The organism is Pseudomonas sp. RU47 (assembly GCF_004011755.1).
Lineage (GTDB): Bacteria > Pseudomonadota > Gammaproteobacteria > Pseudomonadales > Pseudomonadaceae > Aquipseudomonas.
This window is the reverse complement of sequence record NZ_CP022411.1, coordinates 6,361,765-6,384,368: the sequence shown is the minus strand read 5'-3', so window position 1 is coordinate 6,384,368 and position 22,604 is coordinate 6,361,765. Positions and strand designations below refer to the sequence as shown.

The 22,604-nt window shown below is 60.1% G+C and carries 25 protein-coding genes and 1 other RNA gene; 15 read left to right on the top strand and 11 right to left on the bottom strand.

Annotated features, from left to right (window positions below; all coding sequences use genetic code 11):
• Positions 1-210 precede the first annotated feature (210 nt).
• From CCX46_RS29325 to CCX46_RS29310, 4 genes are read right to left on the bottom strand one after another with little or no spacing between them, the layout of a single operon-like run.
• Positions 211-948 carry an amino acid ABC transporter ATP-binding protein gene (locus CCX46_RS29325; RefSeq protein ID WP_007911148.1) on the bottom strand — a complete coding sequence of 246 codons (738 nt, stop codon included), beginning with the start codon at positions 946-948 and terminating at the stop codon, positions 211-213.
• Positions 935-1,585: an amino acid ABC transporter permease gene (locus CCX46_RS29320; protein WP_110718085.1), complete on the bottom strand. Its 651-nt coding sequence runs from the start codon at positions 1,583-1,585 to the stop codon at positions 935-937. The genes CCX46_RS29325 and CCX46_RS29320 overlap by 14 nt, the downstream gene beginning before the upstream one ends.
• Positions 1,582-2,250 (bottom strand): amino acid ABC transporter permease, encoded by a 669-nt coding sequence (locus tag CCX46_RS29315; protein ID WP_007911165.1) that lies wholly within the window; start codon positions 2,248-2,250, stop codon positions 1,582-1,584. Before CCX46_RS29315 ends, CCX46_RS29320 begins: the two co-directional genes overlap by 4 nt.
• Before the next feature lie 21 nt (positions 2,251-2,271).
• On the bottom strand, positions 2,272-3,057 hold the full coding sequence (locus CCX46_RS29310) for a transporter substrate-binding domain-containing protein (protein WP_007911166.1): 786 nt from the start codon (positions 3,055-3,057) through the stop codon (positions 2,272-2,274).
• 255 nt (positions 3,058-3,312) lie between these two features.
• Here CCX46_RS29310 and CCX46_RS29305 point away from each other — a divergent pair, with 255 nt between their 5' ends.
• From CCX46_RS29305 to CCX46_RS29275, 7 genes are all read left to right on the top strand, one after another.
• On the top strand, positions 3,313-4,020 hold the full coding sequence (locus tag CCX46_RS29305; protein WP_127930183.1) for a FadR/GntR family transcriptional regulator: 708 nt from the start codon (positions 3,313-3,315) through the stop codon (positions 4,018-4,020).
• 120 nt (positions 4,021-4,140) lie between these two features.
• A complete protein-coding gene (trxA, locus tag CCX46_RS29300) occupies positions 4,141-4,470 on the top strand; it encodes a thioredoxin TrxA (RefSeq protein WP_003206727.1) in 330 nt (109 codons plus the stop codon).
• 249 nt (positions 4,471-4,719) lie between these two features.
• Positions 4,720-5,979 (top strand): transcription termination factor Rho, encoded by a 1,260-nt coding sequence (gene rho, locus CCX46_RS29295; protein WP_003229334.1) that lies wholly within the window; start codon positions 4,720-4,722, stop codon positions 5,977-5,979.
• Between the two features lie 126 nt (positions 5,980-6,105).
• Complete coding sequence (locus CCX46_RS29290; protein ID WP_127930182.1) at positions 6,106-8,067, top strand: acyltransferase family protein; 1,962 nt, start codon at positions 6,106-6,108, stop codon at positions 8,065-8,067.
• Positions 8,068-8,147: 80 nt separating this feature from the next.
• Entirely contained in the window at positions 8,148-9,614 is a 1,467-nt protein-coding gene (ubiD, locus tag CCX46_RS29285; RefSeq protein WP_008081413.1) for a 4-hydroxy-3-polyprenylbenzoate decarboxylase, read from the top strand.
• Entirely contained in the window at positions 9,614-10,582 is a 969-nt protein-coding gene (locus CCX46_RS29280) for a CDP-6-deoxy-delta-3,4-glucoseen reductase (RefSeq protein ID WP_034151997.1), read from the top strand. The genes ubiD and CCX46_RS29280 overlap by 1 nt, the downstream gene beginning before the upstream one ends.
• A gap of 197 nt (positions 10,583-10,779) precedes the next feature.
• A complete protein-coding gene (locus CCX46_RS29275) occupies positions 10,780-11,448 on the top strand; it encodes a gamma-glutamylcyclotransferase (protein ID WP_127930181.1) in 669 nt (222 codons plus the stop codon).
• Here the strand turns inward: CCX46_RS29275 and glpT are convergent.
• The gene (glpT, locus tag CCX46_RS29270) at positions 11,424-12,773 is read right to left on the bottom strand and encodes a glycerol-3-phosphate transporter (RefSeq protein ID WP_016985912.1); all 1,350 of its coding nucleotides are present in this window, start codon (positions 12,771-12,773) and stop codon (positions 11,424-11,426) included. The genes CCX46_RS29275 and glpT overlap by 25 nt on opposite strands.
• 224 nt (positions 12,774-12,997) lie before the next feature.
• On the opposite strand from glpT, the gene CCX46_RS29265 reads away from it, so the two are divergent.
• Entirely contained in the window at positions 12,998-13,627 is a 630-nt protein-coding gene (locus CCX46_RS29265; protein ID WP_127930180.1) for a flagellar basal body-associated protein FliL, read from the top strand.
• A gap of 17 nt (positions 13,628-13,644) precedes the next feature.
• Here CCX46_RS29265 and CCX46_RS29260 read toward each other — a convergent pair whose 3' ends face one another.
• Positions 13,645-14,622, bottom strand: coding sequence for an NADPH:quinone oxidoreductase family protein (locus CCX46_RS29260; protein WP_127930179.1), 978 nt, complete (start codon positions 14,620-14,622; stop codon positions 13,645-13,647).
• Between the two features lie 150 nt (positions 14,623-14,772).
• Between CCX46_RS29260 and CCX46_RS29255 the strand changes: the two genes are divergently transcribed.
• Positions 14,773-15,180 (top strand): flagellar basal body-associated protein FliL, encoded by a 408-nt coding sequence (locus tag CCX46_RS29255; RefSeq protein ID WP_127930178.1) that lies wholly within the window; start codon positions 14,773-14,775, stop codon positions 15,178-15,180.
• A gap of 115 nt (positions 15,181-15,295) precedes the next feature.
• Here CCX46_RS29255 and CCX46_RS29250 read toward each other — a convergent pair whose 3' ends face one another.
• The gene (locus CCX46_RS29250; RefSeq protein WP_127930177.1) at positions 15,296-15,748 is read right to left on the bottom strand and encodes an EVE domain-containing protein; all 453 of its coding nucleotides are present in this window, start codon (positions 15,746-15,748) and stop codon (positions 15,296-15,298) included.
• 198 nt (positions 15,749-15,946) lie between these two features.
• Between CCX46_RS29250 and CCX46_RS30775 the strand changes: the two genes are divergently transcribed.
• Positions 15,947-16,102, top strand: a complete 156-nt coding sequence (locus tag CCX46_RS30775; RefSeq protein ID WP_016985917.1) for a hypothetical protein — start codon at positions 15,947-15,949, stop codon at positions 16,100-16,102.
• 36 nt (positions 16,103-16,138) lie between these two features.
• Here the strand turns inward: CCX46_RS30775 and CCX46_RS29245 are convergent, their stop codons facing one another.
• The 4 genes from CCX46_RS29245 to CCX46_RS29230 all read right to left on the bottom strand — a co-directional run bounded on the left by CCX46_RS29245 (position 16,139) and on the right by CCX46_RS29230 (position 17,558).
• Positions 16,139-16,744 carry a 5-formyltetrahydrofolate cyclo-ligase gene (locus CCX46_RS29245; RefSeq protein WP_122842238.1) on the bottom strand — a complete coding sequence of 202 codons (606 nt, stop codon included), beginning with the start codon at positions 16,742-16,744 and terminating at the stop codon, positions 16,139-16,141.
• An 81-nt stretch (positions 16,745-16,825) separates the two neighbouring features.
• Positions 16,826-17,004, bottom strand: a non-coding RNA gene (gene ssrS, locus CCX46_RS29240) — 6S RNA.
• 30 nt (positions 17,005-17,034) lie between these two features.
• Positions 17,035-17,352: a cell division protein ZapA gene (locus tag CCX46_RS29235; protein ID WP_034151990.1), complete on the bottom strand. Its 318-nt coding sequence runs from the start codon at positions 17,350-17,352 to the stop codon at positions 17,035-17,037.
• Positions 17,349-17,558 (bottom strand): TIGR02449 family protein, encoded by a 210-nt coding sequence (locus CCX46_RS29230; protein ID WP_007911197.1) that lies wholly within the window; start codon positions 17,556-17,558, stop codon positions 17,349-17,351. Before CCX46_RS29230 ends, CCX46_RS29235 begins: the two co-directional genes overlap by 4 nt.
• Positions 17,559-17,688: 130 nt before the next feature.
• On the opposite strand from CCX46_RS29230, the gene CCX46_RS29225 reads away from it, so the two are divergent.
• From CCX46_RS29225 to CCX46_RS29205, 5 genes are read left to right on the top strand one after another with little or no spacing between them, the layout of a single operon-like run.
• On the top strand, positions 17,689-18,249 hold the full coding sequence (locus CCX46_RS29225; RefSeq protein WP_007911199.1) for a YecA/YgfB family protein: 561 nt from the start codon (positions 17,689-17,691) through the stop codon (positions 18,247-18,249).
• 27 nt (positions 18,250-18,276) lie between these two features.
• The gene (gene pepP, locus CCX46_RS29220; RefSeq protein ID WP_127930176.1) at positions 18,277-19,611 is read left to right on the top strand and encodes a Xaa-Pro aminopeptidase; all 1,335 of its coding nucleotides are present in this window, start codon (positions 18,277-18,279) and stop codon (positions 19,609-19,611) included.
• Positions 19,608-20,795: a 2-octaprenyl-6-methoxyphenyl hydroxylase gene (gene ubiH / locus CCX46_RS29215; protein ID WP_008081438.1), complete on the top strand. Its 1,188-nt coding sequence runs from the start codon at positions 19,608-19,610 to the stop codon at positions 20,793-20,795. The genes pepP and ubiH overlap by 4 nt, the downstream gene beginning before the upstream one ends.
• A complete protein-coding gene (locus tag CCX46_RS29210; protein WP_127930175.1) occupies positions 20,788-21,273 on the top strand; it encodes a DUF4442 domain-containing protein in 486 nt (161 codons plus the stop codon). Before ubiH ends, CCX46_RS29210 begins: the two co-directional genes overlap by 8 nt.
• A gap of 9 nt (positions 21,274-21,282) precedes the next feature.
• Complete coding sequence (locus tag CCX46_RS29205; protein ID WP_177413923.1) at positions 21,283-22,500, top strand: 2-octaprenyl-3-methyl-6-methoxy-1,4-benzoquinol hydroxylase; 1,218 nt, start codon at positions 21,283-21,285, stop codon at positions 22,498-22,500.
• The last annotated feature ends 104 nt before the right edge of the window (positions 22,501-22,604 follow it).

Genomic DNA, 22,604 nt, shown 5'->3' with positions numbered 1-22,604 from the left:
TCTCGGTCGATAACCTCGACATCGTGCCACGATCAAACGCTGGCGCCAACGCGCACGGTTCAAACCGCCGGAGTGCGCACCCCGAACCTGATCGTTCCCACGCTCTGCGTGGGAATGCCTCACCGGACGCTCTGCGTCCGCTTTTGGGACGCGGAGCGTCCCTGGCTGTATTCCCACGCGGAGCGTGGGAACGATCAGGATAAGGCAGATTCAGGCTGTTGCTTCAACTGTGCCAATAAAGTTCGCCAGCTCCGCCGTCTGCGGATTGGCAAACAACACCTTCGGATCCCCCACCTCATGCACCTTGCCGTGGTGCATGAACACCAGTTTGTCGCCGACCTCGCGGGCAAAACGCATTTCGTGGGTGACCATGATCAGTGTCATGCCTTCCTTGGCCAGTTGCCGCACGACGCTGAGCACTTCATTGACCAGTTCCGGGTCGAGCGCCGAGGTGATCTCGTCGCAGAGCAACACTTTCGGCGACATCGCCAGTGCCCGGGCAATCGCTACGCGCTGCTGCTGGCCGCCGGAAAGCCGATCCGGGAAGGCATCGAATTTTTCCCCGAGGCCAACCCGTTCCAGCATCTCTCGCGCCAGTTCCGCTGCCTTGGCTTTCGGCACTTTCTGCACCACCTGCGGCGCGAGCATGACGTTTTCGCCCACGGTCAGGTGCGGGAACAGGTTGAACTGCTGAAACACCATGCCGACCTTCTGTCGCAGGCTGCGCAGGTCGGCGCGCGCGGCGTCGAGATACTCGCCGTCGACTTCGATCACGCCGTCGTTGATCGATTCCAGACCATTAAGCGTGCGCAGCAGGGTGGATTTGCCCGAGCCGCTGCGGCCGATGATTGCCACGACCTGGCCTTCCTCGACGCTGAGGTCGATGCCTTTGAGCACGTGGTGATCGCCGTAGTATTTATGCAGGGCGGAAATTCTAAGCAGAGGCATGCAGTCTCCTTTCCAGGTAGCGCGCACTGAGGGACAAGGGGTAGCAGAGCAGGAAGTAGCCGAGGGCGACGAGGCCGTAGACCATGAACGGTTCAAACGTGGCGTTGGCGAGCATGCCGCCGGTCTTGGTCAGCTCGGTGAAACCGATGATCGAGGTGACGGCGGTGCCTTTGACCACTTGCACCGAGAAACCCACGGTCGGCGCCACGGCGATGCGCAGCGCTTGCGGCAGGATCACGTAGCGCAGTTGCTCCAGCGGATTGAGCGCCAGACTTGCCGAGGCTTCCCACTGGCCGTTGGAAATCGATTCGACGCAACCGCGCCAGATCTCCGCCAGATAGGCGCTGGTAAACAAGGTCAGGGCAATCGCCGCGGCCATCCACGGCGAGATTTCGATCCCGGCCAGGGCCACGCCGAAGAACACCAGAAACAGCTGCATCAGCAGCGGCGTGCCCTGGAACAGTTCGATCCAGGTACGGGCGATGTTGCTCGACAGAGGATTTTTCGAGATGCGCATGATCAGGATCAGCAACCCGACGAGGCCGCCGCCAATAAACGCCACCAGCGACAACGCCAGCGTCCATTGCAGGCCGACGAGCAGGTTGCGCAGGATGTCCCAGAAGGTGAAATCGCTCATGCGCGGCTCCTGCTGATGTAGCGCCGACCGATCCAATTGAGTAGCTGGCGAATCAGCAACGCCATGCAAAGGTAGATCAGCGTGGTCAGCGCGTAGGTTTCAAAAGCGCGGAAGTTGCGCGACTGAATGAAGTTGGCAGCGAAGCTCAATTCTTCGGTAGCGATCTGCGAACACACCGCCGAGCCGAGCATGACAATGATGATCTGGCTGCTCAGCGCCGGCCAGACCTTGCCCAGTGCCGGCAGCAGCACCACATGGCGGAACGCCTCGAAGCGCGTCATCGCCAATGCCGCTGCGGCTTCCAGTTGCCCGCGCGGAATCGCCTGAATGCCGGCGCGGATGATCTCGGTCGAATAGGCACCGAGGTTGATCACCATCGCCAGCACCGCCGCCTGCCACTCGGAAATCTGCACGCCCAGCGACGGCAGGCCGAAGAAGATGAAGAACAACTGCACCAGAAACGGCGTATTGCGGATCAACTCGACGTAGACGCCGAAGATCGCCGAGAACGGGCGGATGTTCCACGCCCGCACCAACGCCCCGACAATCCCGACGCCGACCCCGAGCAACGCACCGATGGCTGTCAGCTCAAGGGTGAACAGCGCCCCGCGCAGCAGCAGGTCGGTGTTTTCCACCACCGGCATGAAATCGAACTGATAAGCCATGAAGGTCTCCCGCGCAGTCGATCAGAGATCGGCCGGCAGCGGCTCTTTCAGCCAGGTCTGCGAATTCTTTTCCAGTGCGCCGTCAGCCTTGGCGGTGGTCAGGATGTCGTTGACCTTGGCCAGCAGCGCCGCTTCGTTCTTGTTCACGCCGACGTAAACCGGCGAGTCCTTGAGCTTCACTTTCAGCGCCGGCACGCGCTTCGGGTTCTTTTCGCTGATCGCGACCATCACTACGTTGCCGCTGGCGATCAGGTCGACCTGGCCGGCGAGGTAAGCGGCGATGGTCGAGTTGTTGTCTTCGAAGCGCTTGATGGTCACGCCTTCGGGGGCGACTTTGGTCAATTCGATGTCTTCGATGGCGCCACGGGTGACGCTGATGGTCTTGCCCTTGAGGTCGTCGAGGCTGGCGATGGCGGCGTCTGGCGGGCCGAACACGGCGAGGTAGAACGGAGCGTAGGCGCGGGAGAAGTCGATGACTTTCTCGCGCTCAGGGTTTTTGCCGAGGCTGGAAATCACCAGATCGACCTTGCCGGTGGTCAGGAACGGGATGCGGTTGGTGCTGTTGACCGGGGTCAGTTCGAGTTTGACCTTGAGCTGGTCGGCCAGCAGTTTTGCCGTGTCGATGTCCAGACCGCGAGGCTTCATGTCCGGGCCGACCGAGCCGAACGGCGGGAAATCCTGGGGCACGGCGACTTTCAGCGTGCCGCGTTTGACCACGTCGTCGAGACCGTCGGCGTGAGCAGGGGCCTGGCTGAGCAGCAGACTGGAAAACAGGGCGGCGAGGAGGGCGCTGTAACGCTTGGTCATGAACAATCTCCGGATCGGCGGGAAGTGATTTCTGCGATCGGACAGAGCATGGGCCGTGCCAAGACGTGCCTTTTATCCCGGCAGGCCGCAGTTTCAGCGGCTTTGTTCGGTCTTACTGGTCTGAACAGTCAGGTTGTTTTTCGCACTGCCATGGCGCATCTGCCAGGTTCGCCGAACCCTGCTGGGGCACGACTTGCCGGACTCGCCGAATAGCTTTACAACTAGCCGCACATTGGCCTGGCGCGTCTGAAAACCATGAACTCGATTTCCCGTGCGGTACCCGAAGTGGCGCTGCAAGCGATCCGCAAACTGATCACCGAGCAGGGTTTCGGTGCGGGCGATGCTTTGCCGTCGCAGCGGGATCTGGCGCTGCAACTGGGTGTCAGTCGGGCGTCTTTGCGTGAGGCGCTGTCATCGTTGAGTGCGTTGGGCGTGGTCAGTATTCAGCCGGGCAAAGGCGTGTTCGTGCAGTCGCCAGTGGAGTTGTCGCGCGGCGAAAACGCACCGGGCTGGTCGTTCGCGGCGCAGGCGTCGCCATTGGATATCTTTCAGTTGCGCTATGCGCTGGAAGGTTTTGCGGCGGGGCTGGCGGCGGTGACCTTGAGCACGTTCGATCTGGATGCGCTGGAAGACAATGTCGCGGCCATGCGCGATCAGTTGAAGGCCGGCGACTTTGAGGCGGCGGCGAAACTCGACTTCGAATTTCACCGACGGATCCTCCTGGCCAGCGGCAATCAGGCGATGCTGAGCATCCTTACGGCCAGCGCTGAAATGTTCCTGGAAAGCCAGAAACTACCGTTCATCCGTGCCGAGCGCGCCATGGAAACCTGGCAGGAACACCGCAAGATCCTCCGCGCCCTCGCGCGCCGGGCGTCGGGTGCGGCGCAAAAAGCCATGCAGGAACACGTGCGCAACGCCGCCCTGCGCACCGGAATTTCCTTCATTGCCCCCGCCACGGCGTGACTTGAGCTATACCCAAACTCATCGAGTGCCATAGCAAGACTCAATCAACTGCGGCTTCCTGAACAGGGGAAGGGCGGCTATGATGGGCCACGTTTTTTTGCTTACAACCTGGAGAATTCCATGAGCAGCGATCTTATCAAACACGTTAGCGACGCTAGCTTCGAAGCCGACGTACTCAAGGCCGAAGGCGCTGTCCTGGTCGATTACTGGGCTGAATGGTGCGGTCCTTGCAAAATGATCGCTCCGGTTCTGGACGAGATTGCCGAGACTTACAAAGGCAAGCTGACCGTTGCCAAACTGAACATCGACGAGAACCAGGAAACCCCGGCCAAGCACGGCGTGCGTGGTATCCCGACGCTGATGCTGTTCAAGAACGGCAACGTTGAAGCGACCAAAGTCGGCGCGTTGTCGAAGTCGCAACTGGCGGCTTTCCTCGACGCCAACATCTAAGCGTCGCAGTAAAGTGCCTGAAAAAAAGCCCCGCAATTAGCGGGGCTTTTTGCATATTCAGGGCTAGACGCTCCGAAACTCAGGTGGTACATTCGGCCCCGCACTGGTTTCTCCATTGCCCCCTGCTAGCCGTCGCCGACGCACTCCTTTTCGAATTAGTTCGCGATCCTGTCGCCTTCTCCGCGGCGCGGCCTCATTAAGCCAAAAGCTTAATTTCCCCCCCTCCATAAATGATTACGTCATTCCTATATGAATCTGACTGAACTCAAGCAAAAGCCGATTACCGAACTGCTCGAATTGGCCGAACAGATGGGCATAGAAAATATGGCCCGTTCGCGCAAGCAGGACGTGATTTTCTCCCTGCTGAAAAAGCACGCGAAAAGCGGCGAGGAAATCTCCGGTGATGGCGTGCTGGAGATTCTCCAGGACGGCTTCGGCTTCCTGCGCTCCGCTGACGCTTCCTACCTGGCCGGCCCGGACGATATCTACGTCTCGCCGAGCCAGATCCGCCGCTTCAACTTGCGCACCGGTGACACCATCGTTGGCAAGATCCGCCCTCCGAAGGAAGGCGAGCGGTATTTCGCCCTGCTCAAGGTCGACACGATCAACTTCGATCGTCCCGAGAACGCGAAAAACAAGATTCTCTTCGAGAACCTGACCCCGCTGTTCCCGACCGTGCGCATGAAGATGGAAGCCGGTAACGGTTCCACCGAAGACTTGACCGGTCGTGTAATCGACCTGTGCGCCCCGATCGGCAAAGGCCAGCGCGGTCTGATCGTTGCACCGCCGAAAGCCGGTAAAACGATCATGCTGCAGAACATCGCAGCGAACATCGCCCGTAACAACCCTGAAGTTCACCTGATCGTGCTGCTGATCGACGAACGTCCGGAAGAAGTGACCGAAATGCAGCGCACCGTGCGCGGCGAAGTGGTTGCCTCGACCTTCGACGAGCCGCCGACCCGTCACGTGCAGGTTGCCGAAATGGTGATCGAGAAGGCCAAGCGCCTTGTTGAACACAAGAAAGACGTGGTGATCCTGCTTGACTCCATCACCCGTCTGGCCCGTGCCTACAACACCGTGATCCCGAGCTCCGGCAAGGTATTGACCGGTGGTGTCGATGCCCACGCCCTCGAGAAGCCAAAGCGTTTCTTCGGTGCTGCGCGTAACATCGAAGAAGGCGGCTCGCTGACCATTATCGCCACCGCGCTGGTTGAAACCGGCTCGAAGATGGACGAAGTGATCTACGAAGAGTTCAAGGGTACCGGCAACATGGAACTGCCTCTGGATCGCAAGATCGCCGAGAAGCGTGTGTTCCCTGCGATCAACATCAACCGCTCCGGCACCCGCCGCGAAGAGTTGCTGACTGCCGACGACGAACTGCAGCGTATGTGGATCCTGCGCAAGCTGCTGCACCCGATGGATGAAGTGGCTGCCATCGAGTTCCTGGTCGACAAGCTGAAGACGACCAAGACCAACGACGAGTTCTTCTTGTCGATGAAGCGCAAGTAATACACACGCTGTAAAAAAGAACGCTCCCGAAAGGGGGCGTTTTTTTTGTGTCCGTAACAAATAACTTTCGTAACGCGCTACTGTCCTTGTCTGGAGCGGTTTGTACCTACAAGGATAAGAAAGGTTATGCACACGTTTGGCAATCGCCGTGATATCGACGGATTACGGGCACTGGCGGTTATTCCCGTCGTACTGTTTCATTTCGGATTCAATACATTCAGCGGCGGTTTTGTCGGCGTTGATGTGTTCTTCGTCATTTCCGGCTTTCTGATTACCTCAATCCTGTTCCGTGAAATCAGCGCCCAGCGCTTCAGTTTCCTCGACTTCTGGGGGCGTCGCGCCCGGCGCATCCTGCCGGCATTGACCGTGGTTGTTGTAGTGACGCTGGCATTGGGCTGGCTGTTGCTGACGGCCAAAGATCTGGCTGAGCTGGGACGGACGATTCGTTACCAGTCGCTGTTCATTTCCAACATCCTGTTCATGCGCGAAGACGGTTACTTCGAGCCCGCCTCGGAGCTCAAGCCGTTGCTGCATACCTGGTCGCTGGCGGTGGAGGAGCAGTACTACATCTTCTTCCCGCTGATGATGGTGCTGATGATGCGCTACGTCCGTCATTGGCGCTGGATGTTGTTCGCTGTGCTGCTGGTGTCGTTCGGTTTGAACATTGTCTACATCGAACGCCGGCCGGAATTTGCTTTTTTCGCCCTGCCGACCCGCGCGTGGGAACTGCTCTGCGGGGCCATGCTGGCGGTCATACCCGTGCCCAAACATGTCGCGCGGCCGTGGCTGCGTGAGTCCGTTGGCCTGGCAGGGTTGGCGGCGGTGCTGTTTGCCGTGTTTACCTACGACAAAACCACCGTGTTCCCGGGCTGGGCGGCGCTGTTGCCGGTATTGGGTACGACGGCGTTGATCTGGTCAGGCGCACAGGGCCCAACGTGGGCCGGCCGGTTGTTGAGTATCCCGGTTCTGGTGTGGATCGGCCTGCTGTCCTATTCGCTGTACCTGTGGCATTGGCCGGTTTACGTGTATGCCAACGCGATTTCCATCGATGGCATCCAGCCGTTGGAGGCAATTGGCTGGATGGCCCTGGCGTTGGCGCTGGCCTGGCTGAGCCTGCGATACATCGAGCTGCCGTTTCGTGAGAAGCGTGTGTTTGCCAGCCGTAATTCGGTATTGGTCGGCGGTCTGGTGTCGATCACGGTTCTGGCGATCACCGGCTCGGCGATTCGCTCGGCAGACGGTGTTCCGCAGCGTCTGACCGGCAAGGCGCTGGAATATGCGCAATCGCGTGAGTGGAACGCCGGGCAGTCGAATTGCATGCACTTGAGCACCGATAAGGCGTTGACCAAATCCTGCCTTGTGGGCGGTGATCAACATATTACGGCGACAAAAATGTTCTGGGGCGACAGTCACGCCGCTGCATTGTTGCCGGCCATCGAAGGCAATGCCGGGCGCAACGTGCAGCCGGTGTGGTTGTACAGTTTGACCGGGTGCCCGCCGATCATCGATGACCACTTGCGCCCTCAGTGCAAAGACTTCAACCAGCGCAACATGGACCGCGTCACGAGTCTGGGGATCAAGGACGTGGTGTTGGCGGCAAACTGGAGCCTGTACGTTTATGGTCGTGAAGACGGCGATGGCGATCTACAGTTCCTGCTTGATCGCAAGGACAACCCACGCCAGGCAGAGCAGCGCATGGCCGTCGCCCTCAAGGCGCAAGTGGCCGAGCTGCGTGAAGCGGGCGTGCAAGTCTGGCTGTTCAAGGAAGTGCCACTGCAACACAAGAGCTTCATCGACCGTCTGACCAGTCTGGCGCGCATCGGCCGTTCGGCAGACGGTCTCGGTCGCCCGCTCAACGAGCACTTGGCTCGCCAGCAGTTTTTCACTTCGTTGTTCGGTTCGATGAGCGCCGCTGATTCCGGCATTCATGTCATCGATCCGACGCCGCTGATGTGCAAGGACGGCTTGTGCGCCATCGATGTCGACGGCCACTCGCAGTACAAGGATGCCGATCATCTTTCGGACGTTGGCAGCGCCAGACTGAGCCCGTTGTTTGCGCCATTGATGCTGGGCACCAGCGACAATTGATTGATGCCAGGCTCTGACGGGCTGCTGTTTGCCCGTCAGAGCAGGTAGGATGTACGCCTATTTTGAGGGTGCCATCGTCAATGAAATTCAAGGATCTTCGGGATTTCGTGCAGCAGCTTGAGCAGCGCGGAGAGTTGAAACGCATCCAGATTCCCGTCTCCCCGGTGCTGGAAATGACCGAGGTGTGCGACCGCACGCTGCGGGCCAAGGGCCCGGCGCTGCTGTTCGAAAAGCCGACGGGCTACGACATCCCGGTGCTCGGCAACCTGTTCGGAACCCCCGAGCGGGTGGCCATGGGCATGGGCGCCGAGTCGGTCAGCGAGCTGCGCGAAATCGGCAAGCTGTTGGCGTTCCTCAAGGAACCCGAGCCGCCGAAGGGCTTGAAAGACGCGTGGTCGAAGCTGCCGATCTTCCGCAAGATCATTTCGATGGCGCCGAAAGTCGTCAAAGACGCGGTGTGCCAGGAAGTGGTCATCGAGGGCGACGACGTCGACCTCGCGATGCTGCCCGTGCAGACCTGCTGGCCCGGCGACGTCGGCCCGCTGATCACCTGGGGCCTGACCGTCACCAAAGGCCCGAACAAGGAACGCCAGAACCTCGGCATCTACCGTCAGCAAGTGATCGGCCGCAACAAGGTGATCATGCGTTGGCTCAGCCACCGTGGCGGCGCCCTCGACTTCCGTGAGTGGTGCGAGAAGCACCCGGGTCAGCCGTTCCCGGTGTCCGTGGCCCTTGGCGCGGATCCGGCGACCATCCTCGGCGCTGTGACGCCAGTGCCGGACAGTCTCTCCGAATACGCTTTCGCGGGCCTCTTGCGCGGTAACCGCACCGAACTGGTCAAGTGCCGCGGCAATGACCTGCAAGTGCCGGCCACCGCCGAAATCATCCTTGAAGGCGTGATCCACCCCGGCGAAATGGCCGATGAAGGCCCGTACGGCGATCACACCGGTTACTACAATGAAGTCGACAGCTTCCCGGTGTTCACCGTAGAGCGCATAACCCACCGGATCAAACCGATCTATCACAGCACCTACACTGGCCGTCCGCCGGATGAGCCGGCGATTCTCGGTGTGGCGCTGAACGAAGTGTTCGTGCCGATCCTGCAGAAGCAGTTCCCGGAAATCACCGACTTCTACCTGCCGCCTGAAGGCTGTTCGTACCGCATGGCCATCGTGACCATGAAGAAGTCGTATCCAGGGCATGCCAAGCGCGTGATGCTCGGTGTCTGGTCGTTTTTGCGACAGTTCATGTACACCAAGTTCGTTATCGTCACCGACGACGATATCAACGCCCGCGACTGGAACGACGTGATCTGGGCCATCACCACGCGCATGGACCCCAAGCGCGACACGGTGATGATCGATAACACGCCGATCGACTACCTCGACTTCGCCTCGCCGATCTCTGGCCTGGGCTCGAAAATGGGCCTCGATGCCACCCACAAGTGGCCGGGCGAAACCACTCGCGAGTGGGGCCGCGTGATCGTCAAGGACGACGCCGTCACCCAACGGATCGATGCCATCTGGAATCAGTTAGGAATAGATTGATGCGTGTAACCCTGCAGCCCTCCGGAGCAGTGCTTGAGATACAGCCCGGTGAGCGGATTCTCGACGGCGCGCGGCGCTTGGGCTACGAATGCCCGCAAAGCTGCCGCAACGGCAATTGTCATGTGTGTGCGGCGCTGCTGGTTGAAGGTAGTGTCGCGCAGGACGGCAAGGTGCACGACCACGGCGAGTTCTACACTTGCATAGCCGAGCCGCTGGAAGACTGCATCCTGCTGTGGGATGGCGTGCTCGCGCTGGGAGAACTGCCGGTGCGCAGCCTGTCGTGTCAGGTCATCGAATGCCGCGATGTGGGTGGCGACACCTGGCGCGTGCGCCTGCGCGCTCCGGCCGGCAAGCCACCGCGCTATCACGCCGGGCAGTACTTGATGATCGAGCGCGAGAACGGTGAGAAGTCAGCGTTTTCCATGGCCTCTGCGCCGCACGGCGGACGTGATCTGGAAATCCACGTGCTGGCGCGCGAAGCCAGTGCACTGAGCCTGATCGAACAGCTGCAACGCAACGCGATGGTGCGGGTCGAGCTGCCGTTCGGCGATACGCATCTGGCCGAGCTGCCCGACGGGCCGCTGGTGTTGGTTGCCGCTGGTACCGGCATGGGCCAGATTCACGCCTTGATCGAGCACTGCCGCGCCAACGGCTTCAAACATCCCGTGCATCTGTACTGGGGCGTGCGCCGTCCGGAAGACTTCTATGAGATCGAACACTGGGACGAGTGGCTGAAATTACCCAATCTGTTCCTGCACAAAGTCGTCAGTGATCAATGCGGTTGGGAAGGGCGCTGCGGCATGCTGCACGAGGCAGTCTGTGAAGACTTCCCTGACCTGAAACCGCTGCACGTCTATGCCAGCGGCTCGCCGGCCATGGTCTACGGCACGCTGGACGCATTGGTCGAAGCCGGGATGGACGCCCATCAAATGCGTGCCGACGTGTTCGCTTACGCTCCCCGCTCCTGAATCCGTTATAACTCTCTATATAGCCGATCGGTATTTATGTAATTGCATAAATACCGCTAGGTTATATATCAATCAGGCAATCAATTAAGAACTGTGCCATGGCACTCAAATTGCCTTAAAACATATGTGCCTTATTGTTACAGCGGTGCGTTCTATTAAGTAATTCTTCACCCGCGGGGAGCTGAACGCTATTCGCCATGAGCGCCATTGAAAACGCTTTTCTGAATTTGAATTACCCTCCGCGGCTCGATCTTGGGCCGCAGCTGACGCACGAACAACTTCTCGCTTCCATGCAATCGACCATGGCGCGCCACAAGGGCGGGCCGGTGTGGCTGTTCGCGTATGGTTCGCTGATCTGGCGGCCGGAGTGTTCGGCAGTGGAGCGGGTGCGCGGACGCGTGCATGGCTACCATCGCGGCTTGTACCTGTGGTCGCACGAGCACCGCGGGACGCCGGAAATGCCCGGTCTGGTATTTGGTCTGGATCGCGGCGGTTCGTGCAGCGGCTTCGCCTATCGCTTGCCGGAAGACAATCTCGATGCGGCGCTGTACGCCTTGTGGAAACGCGAGATGCCGGTGCCATCCTATCGGCCACACTGGCTCAACTGCCGGCTCGAAGACGGCACTCAGGTGCAAGCGTTGGGATTCGTTCTGGAGCGACACCTGCCCAGCTATGCCGGCAACTTGCCGGATCATGTGCTGAGCCAGGTGTTCGAGAGCGCCAGCGGGCGTTACGGCACTACTCGCGATTATGTCGAGCAGACCGCACACGCCCTGCGCAGCCACGCCATGCCAGACCGCAATCTGGAGGCGCGGCTCAAGCGCTGTAAATCACAGTCGGATCAAGCGACGGCTTCACGGCTCTGACTGGCGACTTGCTTGTGCCACAGCGTCGGGGCCAGGAAGGCCATCGCCAGCAGGCAAGCGCCCACCAGTAGCACGAAACCGCCATCCCAGCCGAAATGGTCCACGGTGTAGCCCATCGCGGCACTGGCCGCGACCGAACCACCGAGATAACCGAACAGACCGGTGAAGCCTGCGGCAGTGCCGGCGGCTTTCTTCGGTGCCAGCTCCAGCGCTTGCAGGCCGATCAGCATCACCGGGCCGTAGATCAGGAAGCCGATCGAGAACAGCGCGATCATGTCGACGGTCGGGTTGCCGGCCGGGTTCAGCCAGTAAACCAGCGTTGCCACGGTCACCAGTGCCATGAACACCATGCCGGTCAGGCCACGGTTGCCACGGAAGATCTTGTCCGACATCCAGCCGCACAGCAGCGTGCCCGGAATCCCCGCCCACTCATAGAAGAAATAGGCCCACGAGGTCTTGTCGACGGTGAAACCCTTGGCTTCCTTCAGGTACGTCGGTGCCCAGTCCAGCACGCCGTAGCGCAACAGGTAAACGAAGACGTTGGCCATGGCGATGTACCAGAGCATTTTGTTGCGCAGCACGTATTTGACGAAGATCTCTTTCGCGCTGAATTCGTCTTCGTGGCTGGCGTCGTAGCCTTCCGGGTAATCGTTCTTGTACTTCTCGATCGGCGGCAGGCCAACCGATTGCGGGGTGTCGCGCATGGTGATGAACGCGAACACGGCCACGCCCAGCGCCACGGCTGCCGGTACGTAGAACGCTGCGTGCCAGTCGTTGAACAGGCCCATGCCGAGCAGGAACAGCGGGCCGATCAGGCCGCCACCGACGTTATGCGCCACGTTCCACACGGACACCACGCCGCCGCGTTCCTTCTGCGACCACCAGTGCACCATGGTCCGGCCACTTGGCGGCCAACCCATGCCCTGGGCCCAGCCGTTGATGAACAGCAGGATGAACATCATGGTCACGCTGGACGTTGCCCAAGGCGCGAAACCGAAAATGAACATCACCCCGGCCGAGACCAGCAGGCCGAACGGCAGGAAGTAGCGCGGGTTGGAACGGTCGGACACCAGGCCCATGAGGAACTTCGACAAGCCATAGGCGATGGCGATCGCGGACATCGCCAGACCCAGATCACCGCGGCTGTAGCCTTCGTCGATCAGGTACGGCATGGCCAGGGAGAAGTTTTTGCGCAGCAGGTAATAACCCGCGTAGCCAAAGAAAATACCGGCGAAAATCTGCCAGCGCAGGCGTCGGTACGTGCTGTCTATTTTTTCTTCAGGCAATGGAGCCTGATGTGCGGCAGGACGAAAGAAAGCAAACATTCAAGAGCTCCAGATTTCTTGTTTTGACTGCGGATGCGAATGTTACAGTTTCGTTACCGAAAATAGCACCGGTTCGCATCGAGCAAATAGCGGAAAATGTTGGAAGTCGCGTGTTCCTTTACGAACCTGTCGCTCAGCTGTAAGAACAGGGCGTTTTTGTCGCGCTCGGGACGTTGTAACTTAGACTCGCGATCTTCAGATCGACTGATATCTCGAGATAAACGATGACCCCGAAAGTTCGCAGGCTATTGCCCAGACTGTTGATGGTTGTTGCGGTGGCTGCTGCAGTGCTGGTGTTGAACTTCGCACAGGGTTCTGCAGCGCCAGGCCTGCGCAATGTCACCGTATTGATCGTCCGCCATGCGGAAAAGCCTGATGTCGGCCGAGAACTCAATGCCCAGGGCGAACAGCGCGCGGCAGCTTATGCGGACTATTTCACCTCTTTGCAGCTGGACGACCAGACACTCACGCCCCAACGTCTGATCGCTACCGCCGACAGCCCGGAAAGCATCCGCCCGCGTCAGACGCTGATTCCACTGTCCCAGCGCCTGCAACTACCGATCGAGCAGCCCTACGCCAATAACGACGTCGACAAACTGGTCAGCTCGCTGTGCAAGAAGAATCAGGCGAAAACCGTGCTGATCGCTTGGCATCACGGCCACATCAATAAACTGATTGCCGCTTTCGGCGGCGATGGCCCGGCGCTGATCGGACAGCCGAAATGGCCGGTGAATGTTTATGACTGGCTGATTGTTTTGCGCTTCGATGACAAGGGGCAGTTGGTTGAGTCGCGTAGCGAAAAGGTTCAGGAGCATCTGATGCCGGGCGACATTGCGGCGTCGCCCGGTGGTTGAAGCGCTTTCATTGTTAATTAGCGCACTTGCACCACCACCTTGCCCACAGCCTTGCGCTGGCCAAGATCATTGATCGCCTGCGCCGCATTGCTCAGTGGATACACCTGCGATACCAGCGGTTTCAACTTGCCCTCGGCGAACCAGCCGAACAATTGCTGGAAGTTCGCCGCATTGTCTTGCGGCTGGCGCTGGGCGAAGGAGCCCCAGAACACGCCAAGTACAGCCGCGCCTTTGAGCAGGGCAAGGTTGACCGGCAGTTCCGGAATGCGCCCGCTGGCGAAGCCGACCACCAGCAAGCGTCCGTTCCAGGCGATGGCGCGGATGGCTTGGTCGAAGAGATCGCCGCCGACCGGGTCGTAAATCACATCGGCACCCTGGCCGTCGGTGAGGCGTTTGATTTCGTCCTTGAGGCTGGTTTCGCTGTAATTGATCAACTCATCGGCGCCGGCAGCTTTGGCCACCGCCAGTTTCTCCGCGCTGCTGGCGGCAGCGATGACGCGGGCGCCCATGGCTTTGCCGATTTCCACCGCCGCCAGGCCGACGCCACCGGATGCGCCAAGCACCAGCAGGGTTTCGCCTGCTTGCAGATTGGCGCGTTGTTTGAGCGCGTGCATCGAGGTGCCGTAGGTCATGCTGAAGGCGGCGGCGGTGTTGAAGTCCATCGACGGCGGAATCGGCAGCACGTTATAGCCTGGCACCGCTACCTGTTCGGCGAAACTGCCCCAACCGGTCAGGGCCATGACGCGGTCACCAACCTTGAGGTGGCTGACCTTTTCCCCGACTTCACGCACCACACCGGCCGCTTCACCTCCGGGCGAGAACGGGAAGGGCGGCTTGAATTGATACTTGCCCTCAATGATCAGCGTGTCCGGGAAGTTGACCCCGGCGGCGTGCACGTCCAGCAGGATTTCATTCTTCTTCGCGACAGGGCTGGCGACGTCTTCCAGCACCAGCGATTCGGCAGGGCCGAAGGCTTTGCACAGCACGGCTTTCATCAGGGCTATTCCTTTGGGAGTGATGGCCGATAAGTGTAGGTGTGTCAGTCAACGGGTCAACGAGCATGCCCGGCCCTGATAGTCAGCCATAAGCTTGTGCTTGCGCGGCGGGTCGTTATGCTAGGCCGCAAACCGGATAAGGAGCGAATTGTGAAAGCGTGGATCATGTTGTTGCTGGCCCTGTCTCTGCCTGTGGCAGCGCTGGCCGAAGAAGCCAAAGAAGGCGAGGCGCCGAAGGTAAGTTACATCACCCTGAGCCCACCGTTTGTGGGCAACTACGGGCTGGACGGCACACCGAAGCTCAAGGTCTACAAGGCCGATGTGGCGTTGCGTGTGAGTGGCGAAGAGGCGAGCAAACTGGTCAAGGCCAACGAACCGTTGATCCGCAATCAGCTGGTAGCGCTGTTCACTCAGCAGACCACCGAGGCGATGGGCAGCATCGAAGGTAAAGAGAAGCTGCGTCAGGAAGCGTTGAAGCAGACCCAGCAAGTGATGAATGACGAGACCGGCAAGCCGGTGGTTGAGGATCTGTTGTTCAACAACCTGATCATTCAATAAGCCATTCGTTGTCCGGGCTGGCCCCATCGCGAGCAGGCTCACTCCTACAGTTGGAATGCGTTCCCCTGTAGGAGTGAGCCTGCTCGCGATGGCGATGTTTCAGGCAACATATTCTTCAAGGCTTGAGCGCAATCACCGCAGCCCACTGCTCCGGCGTCACCGGCATCACCGACAACCTTGATCCCTTCTGCACCAACGGCATCTCCGCCAGCGCCGTCTGCTGCTTCAGATAATCCAGCTTCAACACCCGGGCAAACGTCTCGACGTGCTCGACATCGATCGCACTCCAGGCATTTTTCTCCGGCGTCGCCTTCGGGTCGAAGTAATGACTTTCCGGCTCCAGTGCGGTGGGATCCGGGTACGCCGCTTCGATTATTTTGCCAATTCCGGCAATTCCCGGCTCCGGGCAGCTGGAGTGATAGAAAAAGAACTCATCGCCCACTGCCATCGAGCGCAGAAAATTGCGCGCCTGATAATTGCGAACCCCGTCCCAGCGCGCTTTGCCGAGTTTTTCCAGACCTTTGATCGAGAGTTCGTCGGGCTCGGACTTCATCAGCCAATAGGCCATGGTTTTTTGCTCCTGAAACGGTCATTGGGCAGGTTGTCGGGCAATTTTATGACAAACCGACAGTCGGTTGACGTCAGCGTTTGCGCGCAGGTTCACGTTGTCGCAAAATGCCGGCCTTTAAAGCTTGACGCTGCTGCACGGCCTACGAACGGAAACCGCTGCTGTCATCGTGATGATGTGCCTTGAGGGGGGCAATCGATGAAACGCAAACCGGATTTGCTATGGACTTTGGTCATTTTGTTTGGTCTGGGCGTTGTAACCACCGGTTACGCGCAGAGCCTTTGGTCGAACAAGGCAGACGCGCCGATTGAAGTCGCGCAACAAGTACAACAGTCGACAGCCTTCAAGCGCTGACACTGGTTTTTCGACGCCGCTGATCTGCGCGGCGTCCTATCCTGCGAAATACCACGCCTTGTCGCTGACCGTGCCTTGTAACGGTACATCCCAACTCGCCTGCGCCAAGCGTTCGACCTTCTGACACTCATGAGCCAGTCCCAACAGCGTCGGCTTGCGCCAGCTTTTACGCCGCGCCAGATACGCCAGGCTGCGATCGTAGAAGCCGCCGCCCATCCCCAGTCGCCCACCGACATCGTCAAAACCCACCAGTGGCAACAACACCAGATCCAGCGCCCAGACCTTGCGTTGCTGCGCCAGATTGGCGCGCGGCTCGAGAATGCGGAAGCGATTGGGTTTGAGTTTCTCGCCGGGACGAATTCGCTGAAAGACCATTTTGGTTCGTGGCCAGGCACTCAGCACCGGCAGGTACGTTGCCTTGCCCCGACGCTGTGCTTCACGCAGCAGCAGGCGCGGATCGATTTCACCGTCGGTGGGCAGGTACAGAGAGATATGTTTGGCCCGGCGAAAATGCGGGTCTTGCGCCAATTGCCGGTACAGGCCTTTGGCGGCCTGGCGTTGCTCGCTTTTGCTCAGTGAGCGGCGTGCCTTGCGCAGCAGGCGGCGGAGTTGCGGGCGGGGCAGCAGCGCGGGTTCGGTCATGGTTCGGCTTCGGCAGGATGGATGCAAAAACGTACGCATAAAAAATCCGATGGCGGTTTTCACCGACATCGGATTCGAATCAGGCTCCCCGGATGAACCGCTGTCAACTTAGCCCTTGAACCCGAAAGTTCAAGGTGGAAGATGCAGTAGACTTTAAGGCTTTCCGTCTAGCGGACATGCACACCAGCCCAACGTGCAACTTCCAGGGTAGTGCGAATCGGCTCAGGGACATCGTCAACTGGCAAGCACCCCAGGGAGTGCCGCGAGTATACCGCAAGCGGCCAGTTGAATCAGCCCTTGGTGGTGTTCTGATCGTCGGCGAGGACCAGATCGACACGATCGAGCAAGTCGCGCACCTGTTCACGGGTCGAACCGCTGGCCTGGATATCCGGGCGCTCTTCTTTGTGCAAGAGGTCATGGGTGATGTTCAGCGCGGCCATCACAGCAATGCGATCGGCGCCGATGACTTTACCGCTGCTGCGAATTTCGCGCATTTTGCCATCGAGGTAGCGGGCGGCACTGACCAGATTGCTGCGTTCTTCCTGCGGGCAGATGATCGAATATTCTTTGTCGAGGATCTGCACGGTGACGCTATTGCTTGAACTCATGAGTCTTGCTCCAGGGCCTTGAGGCGCGAAATCATCGATTCGACCTTACGCCGGGCGATTTCGTTTTTTTCAATGAGGTGAGCGCGTTCCTCGCGCCAGGTTTTTTCCTGAGCTAGTAAGAGTGCGTTTTGACTCTTTAGTTGCTCGACTCGGCCAATCAGCAGTTCGAGTCTGGCCATCAGCGCTTGCAGGTCGGTGTCTTCCATTGTGTCCACTGGGTCGGAGTCTGTCTGATGGGATAGCTGGCGGACAGCCTTTAATAGTCTTGGCGAGTCTGTCGATGTAGGATACAAGGCCTTCATTCTAGACATAGCGCCGTCTGGCGCCTAGCTGCCCATGACCATTGCGAATTCCCCGTACCAAGCCTTTGCCACCCTGCTGACCTCCAGCGGCCACAACGTCTCGCCTGCCGAACTGCACGGCGTGCTGCTCGGGCGCAGCTGCGCCGGTGCCGGCTTCGATAACGAAGGCTGGTTGATCGACGCCGCCGAACTGCTCGAAGGCGACATCCAGGACAACGTCCGCAACGCCCTGATCGGCCTGCAAGAGATGGTCAAAGGCGAGCTGACCGGCGACGACGTCACCGTCGTTCTGCTGCTGCCGACCGATGACGCACCGCTGGCCGACCGCGCCGCGGCACTGGGCGAGTGGTGCCAGGGCTTCCTCAGCGGTTTCGGCCTGAACTGCCGCGACAGCAGCATGCTCAGCACTGAAGCCACCGAAGTGCTGCAGGATCTGGCTGCCATTTCCCAAGTGCAGGACGCCCTCGAAGAATCCGAAGACGGCGAGACCGACTACATGGAGGTCATGGAGTACCTGCGCGTTGCGCCGCTGCTGCTGTTCTCGGAAACCAAGAAAGCCGACGTGCCGCCAGCCGCCAAGCCGTCGCTGCATTAATCGCGTGCCAGGGAAAGCCATCTGCCCATGACCCATATCCCGAAAGCGGAATACAGCCGTCGCCGCAAGGCCCTGATGGCGCAGATGGAACCCAACAGCATCGCGATCCTGCCCGCCGCCGCAGTCGCTATTCGCAACCGCGACGTCGAGCACGTCTACCGTCAGGACAGTGATTTCCAGTACCTCAGCGGCTTTCCCGAGCCGCAAGCCGTCATCGTCCTGATGCCCGGCCGCGAACATGGCGAGTACGTGCTGTTCTGCCGTGAGCGCAATGCCGAACGCGAGTTGTGGGACGGTTTGCGTGCAGGGCAAGAAGGCGCGATCCGCGACTTCGGCGCCGACGACGCCTTCCCGATCACCGACATCGACGACATCCTCCCGGGCCTGATCGAAGGCCGTGACCGGGTGTATTCGGCGATGGGCAGCAACCCCGAATTTGATCGTCACCTGATGGACTGGATCAACGTGATCCGCTCTAAAGCGCACCTTGGCGCCCAGCCGCCGAACGAATTCGTTGCCCTGGATCATCTGCTGCACGACATGCGTCTGTATAAATCGGCGGCAGAAGTGAAGGTGATGCGCGAAGCCGCACGGATCTCGGCGCAAGCCCACATCCGCGCGATGCAGGCCAGTCGGGCCGGGCTTTACGAGTACAGCCTCGAAGCCGAACTCGACTACGAATTCCGCAAGGGCGGGGCGAAGATGCCGGCCTACGGGTCGATCGTTGCCGCCGGGCGCAACAGCTGCATTCTGCATTACCAGCAGAATGACGCGGTGCTCAAGGACGGTGACCTGGTATTGATAGACGCCGGTTGCGAGATCGACTGCTACGCCAGCGACATCACCCGCACCTGGCCGGTCAACGGCACGTTTTCACCCGAGCAGAAAGCGATCTACGAGTTGGTGCTGGCCTCGCAGGAAGCCGCATTCGCCGAAATCGCCCCGAACAAACACTGGAATCAGGCGCACGAAGCCACGGTTCTCGTTATCACCACGGGGTTGGTGAAACTCGGTTTGCTGCAGGGTGAGGTCGACGAATTGATCGCCAGCGAAGCCTATAAAGCGTTTTACATGCACCGCGCTGGCCACTGGCTGGGTATGGATGTGCATGACGTCGGCGAGTACAAGGTCGGCGGCGAATGGCGCGTGCTGGAAGTCGGCATGGCGCTGACCGTGGAGCCGGGCATCTACATCGCCCCGGACAATCAGACCGTCGCGAAGAAATGGCGCGGCATTGGCGTACGCATCGAGGACGACGTGGTGGTGACCAAAACGGGCTGTGAAATCCTTACCAGCGGCGTACCGAAAACCGTCGCTGAAATCGAAGCGCTGATGGCACAAGCAAGGACACACGCGGCATGAGTCGAGTCAATCTGGCAATCATCGGTGGCGGTCTGGTCGGCGCCAGTCTGGCGTTGGCCTTGCAGGCCGGGGCCAAGGCCCGTGGCTGGAAGATCGTGCTGATCGAGCCGTTCGCCCCCGGCGACAGCTGGCAGCCGAGCTACGACGCACGTTCCTCGGCGCTGTCCTTCGGTTCGCGACAGATTTATCAACGCTTGGGCGTGTGGCAGGAAATCTCCCGCCGCGCCGAGCCGATCAAACAGATTCACGTTTCCGACCGTGGCCGCTTCTCCACCGCGCGTTTGTCGGCGATGGAAGAGGGCGTGCCGGCGCTCGGTTATGTGGTGGAAAACGCCTGGCTCGGCCAGTGTCTGTGGCAACACGTCGACAAAGACGTGATCAGTTGGCGCTGCCCGGCGGAAGTCACGCGCATGGAGCCGCTGCCCGACGGTTATCGCCTGACCCTCAACGATGAAACCACGCTGGAATGCGACCTCGCAGTGCTCGCCGATGGCGGTCGCTCCGGGCTGCGCGAACAGTTGGGCATCAACGTGCGCAAGCGTCCGTACAACCAGAGCGCGCTGATCGCCAACATCACCCCGAGCGAAGCGCACAATGGCATGGCCTTCGAACGCTTCACCGACGAAGGGCCGATGGCCTTGCTGCCGCTGCCGGAAAACCGCTGCGCTTTGGTCTGGACCCGTCTGGGCATGGACGCGCAGCGTCTGGCCGATCTGAGCGAACGCGATTTCCTCAGCGAATTGCAGGGCGTGTTTGGATATCGCCTCGGCACGTTGAAACAGGTTGGCGCGCGGCATCTTTATCCGCTGACGCTGGTCGAGGCCGAAGAGCAGGTGCGCTCGCATCTGGCCGTGCTCGGCAACGCGGCGCACAGCCTGCACCCGATTGCCGGGCAGGGTTTCAACCTGTCTCTGCGCGATGCCGATGCCTTGGCCGCTGCATTGCTGGCGAGTGACAAACCTTTGGGCGACTTCGCCACATTGCAGGCTTATCGCGAGCGTCAGCGTCTCGATCAGGACCTCACCGTCGGTTTCTCCGATCAGGTCACGCGCCTGTTCGGCAGCACGCAGCCGCTGGTTTCGCTGGGCCGTAATATCGGCCTGCTCGGCCTCGATCTGCTGCCGCCGGCCAAGCGCTGGTTTGCGCGTCAGGCCATGGGCTTGGGAACGCGTCCGGATGCTTAAGTGGCTGACCGCTAAATTCGGCAAGGCGCGGTTGATGCGCTGGGTGATGACGTTCTACCCGCCTTATCTTGGCGCCGGTGTACGAGTTAGGCACATCAGCGATGACTTTCGCGATGTGCAGGTGTCGATGGGCCTCGGCTGGTACAACCGCAACTACGTCGGCACCCAGTTTGGCGGCAGCCTGTATTCGATGGTCGATCCGTTCTTCATGCTGATGCTTATGGAAAACCTCGGCTCGCGTTACATCGTCTGGGACAAGGCTGCCGACATCGATTTCATCGCGCCGGGCAAAGGCCCGGTGTTCGCCCGTTTCAATATCGACGAGACCTTGCTCGCCGAGATTCGCCGGCAGACCGCCAATGGCGAGAAATACCTGCCGCAGTTGCAGGTCGACATTCATGACGGCGCCGGCAATCTGGTGGCGCGGGTCGGTAAAACCCTTTACGTGCGGCTCAAGCCGCAAGCGAGACAGGCTTAAAGCATGGAAATGCGCGCAGATCTGCTGATTGTCGGAGCCGGAATGGTCGGCAGCGCCCTGGCGTTGGCGTTGCAGGACAGCGGGCTGGAAGTCCTGCTGCTCGACGGCAGCCCGCTGAGCGTCAAACCCTTCGACGCCGAAGCCGCGTTTGAACCGCGAGTGAGTGCCTTGTCGGCAGCCAGCCAGCGCATTCTTGAACGTCTCGGCGTCTGGGAAGGCATCGCCAAGCGCCGCAGCAGCCCTTACACCGACATGCATGTCTGGGACGGCAGCGGCACCGGGCAGATCCATTTCTCGGCGAGCAGTGTGCACGCCGAGGTGCTTGGCCATATCGTCGAAAACCGTGTGGTGCAGGATGCCTTGCTCGATCGCTTGCACGATTGTGATCTGGGCATGCTGGCCAATGCGCGGCTGGAACAGATGCGCCGCTCGGGCGATGACTGGCTGCTGACGCTGGCTGACGGTCGTCAGTTACGTGCGCCGTTGGTGATTGCCGCTGACGGTGCCAACTCGGCAGTGCGACGTCTGACCGGTGTGGCGACGCGTGAGTGGGATTACCTGCATCACGCCATCGTTACCAGCGTGCGCAGTAGCAAGCCGCATCAGATGACTGCGTGGCAGCGTTTTACCGATCACGGGCCGTTGGCGTTTTTGCCGCTGGAGCGTGACGGGCAGCAGGATTGGTGTTCGATCGTCTGGTCGACCACGCCGAGTGAGGCCGAGCGCTTGATGGCGCTGGACGAAGCGGATTTCTGCCGGGAGCTGGAACGCGCTTTTGAAGGTCGTCTGGGCGAAGTCATCAGTGCCGACCCGCGCCTGTGCGTGCCACTGCGTCAGCGTCATGCCAAGCGTTACGTGGCTGAAGGCCTGGCGCTGATCGGCGATGCGGCGCACACCATTCACCCGTTGGCGGGGCAGGGGGTGAACCTGGGTTTCCTCGATGCGGCGGTGCTGGCCGAAGTGCTGTTGCAGGCGGCGGAGCGCGGTGAGCGTCTGGCCGATGTGAAAGTGCTGAGCCGTTACGAGCGTCGGCGCATGCCGCACAACCTCGCGCTGATGGCGACGATGGAAGGCTTTGAGCGGTTGTTCCAGGCCGATCCGTTGCCGGTCAGGTGGTTGCGTAATGCCGGGTTGAAGCTGGTGGAGCAGATGCCGGAAGCGAAGGCGCTGTTTGTGCGTGAAGCCCTTGGGTTGACCGGGGATCTTCCGGCCCTGGCCAAGCCCTGATCTTTTCGTTGCTGCTAATGGCCTCATCGCGAGCAGGCTCACTCCTACAGGGGATCGCATTTCAAATGTAGGAGTGAGCCTGCTCGCGATGGCGCCCGTCCAGG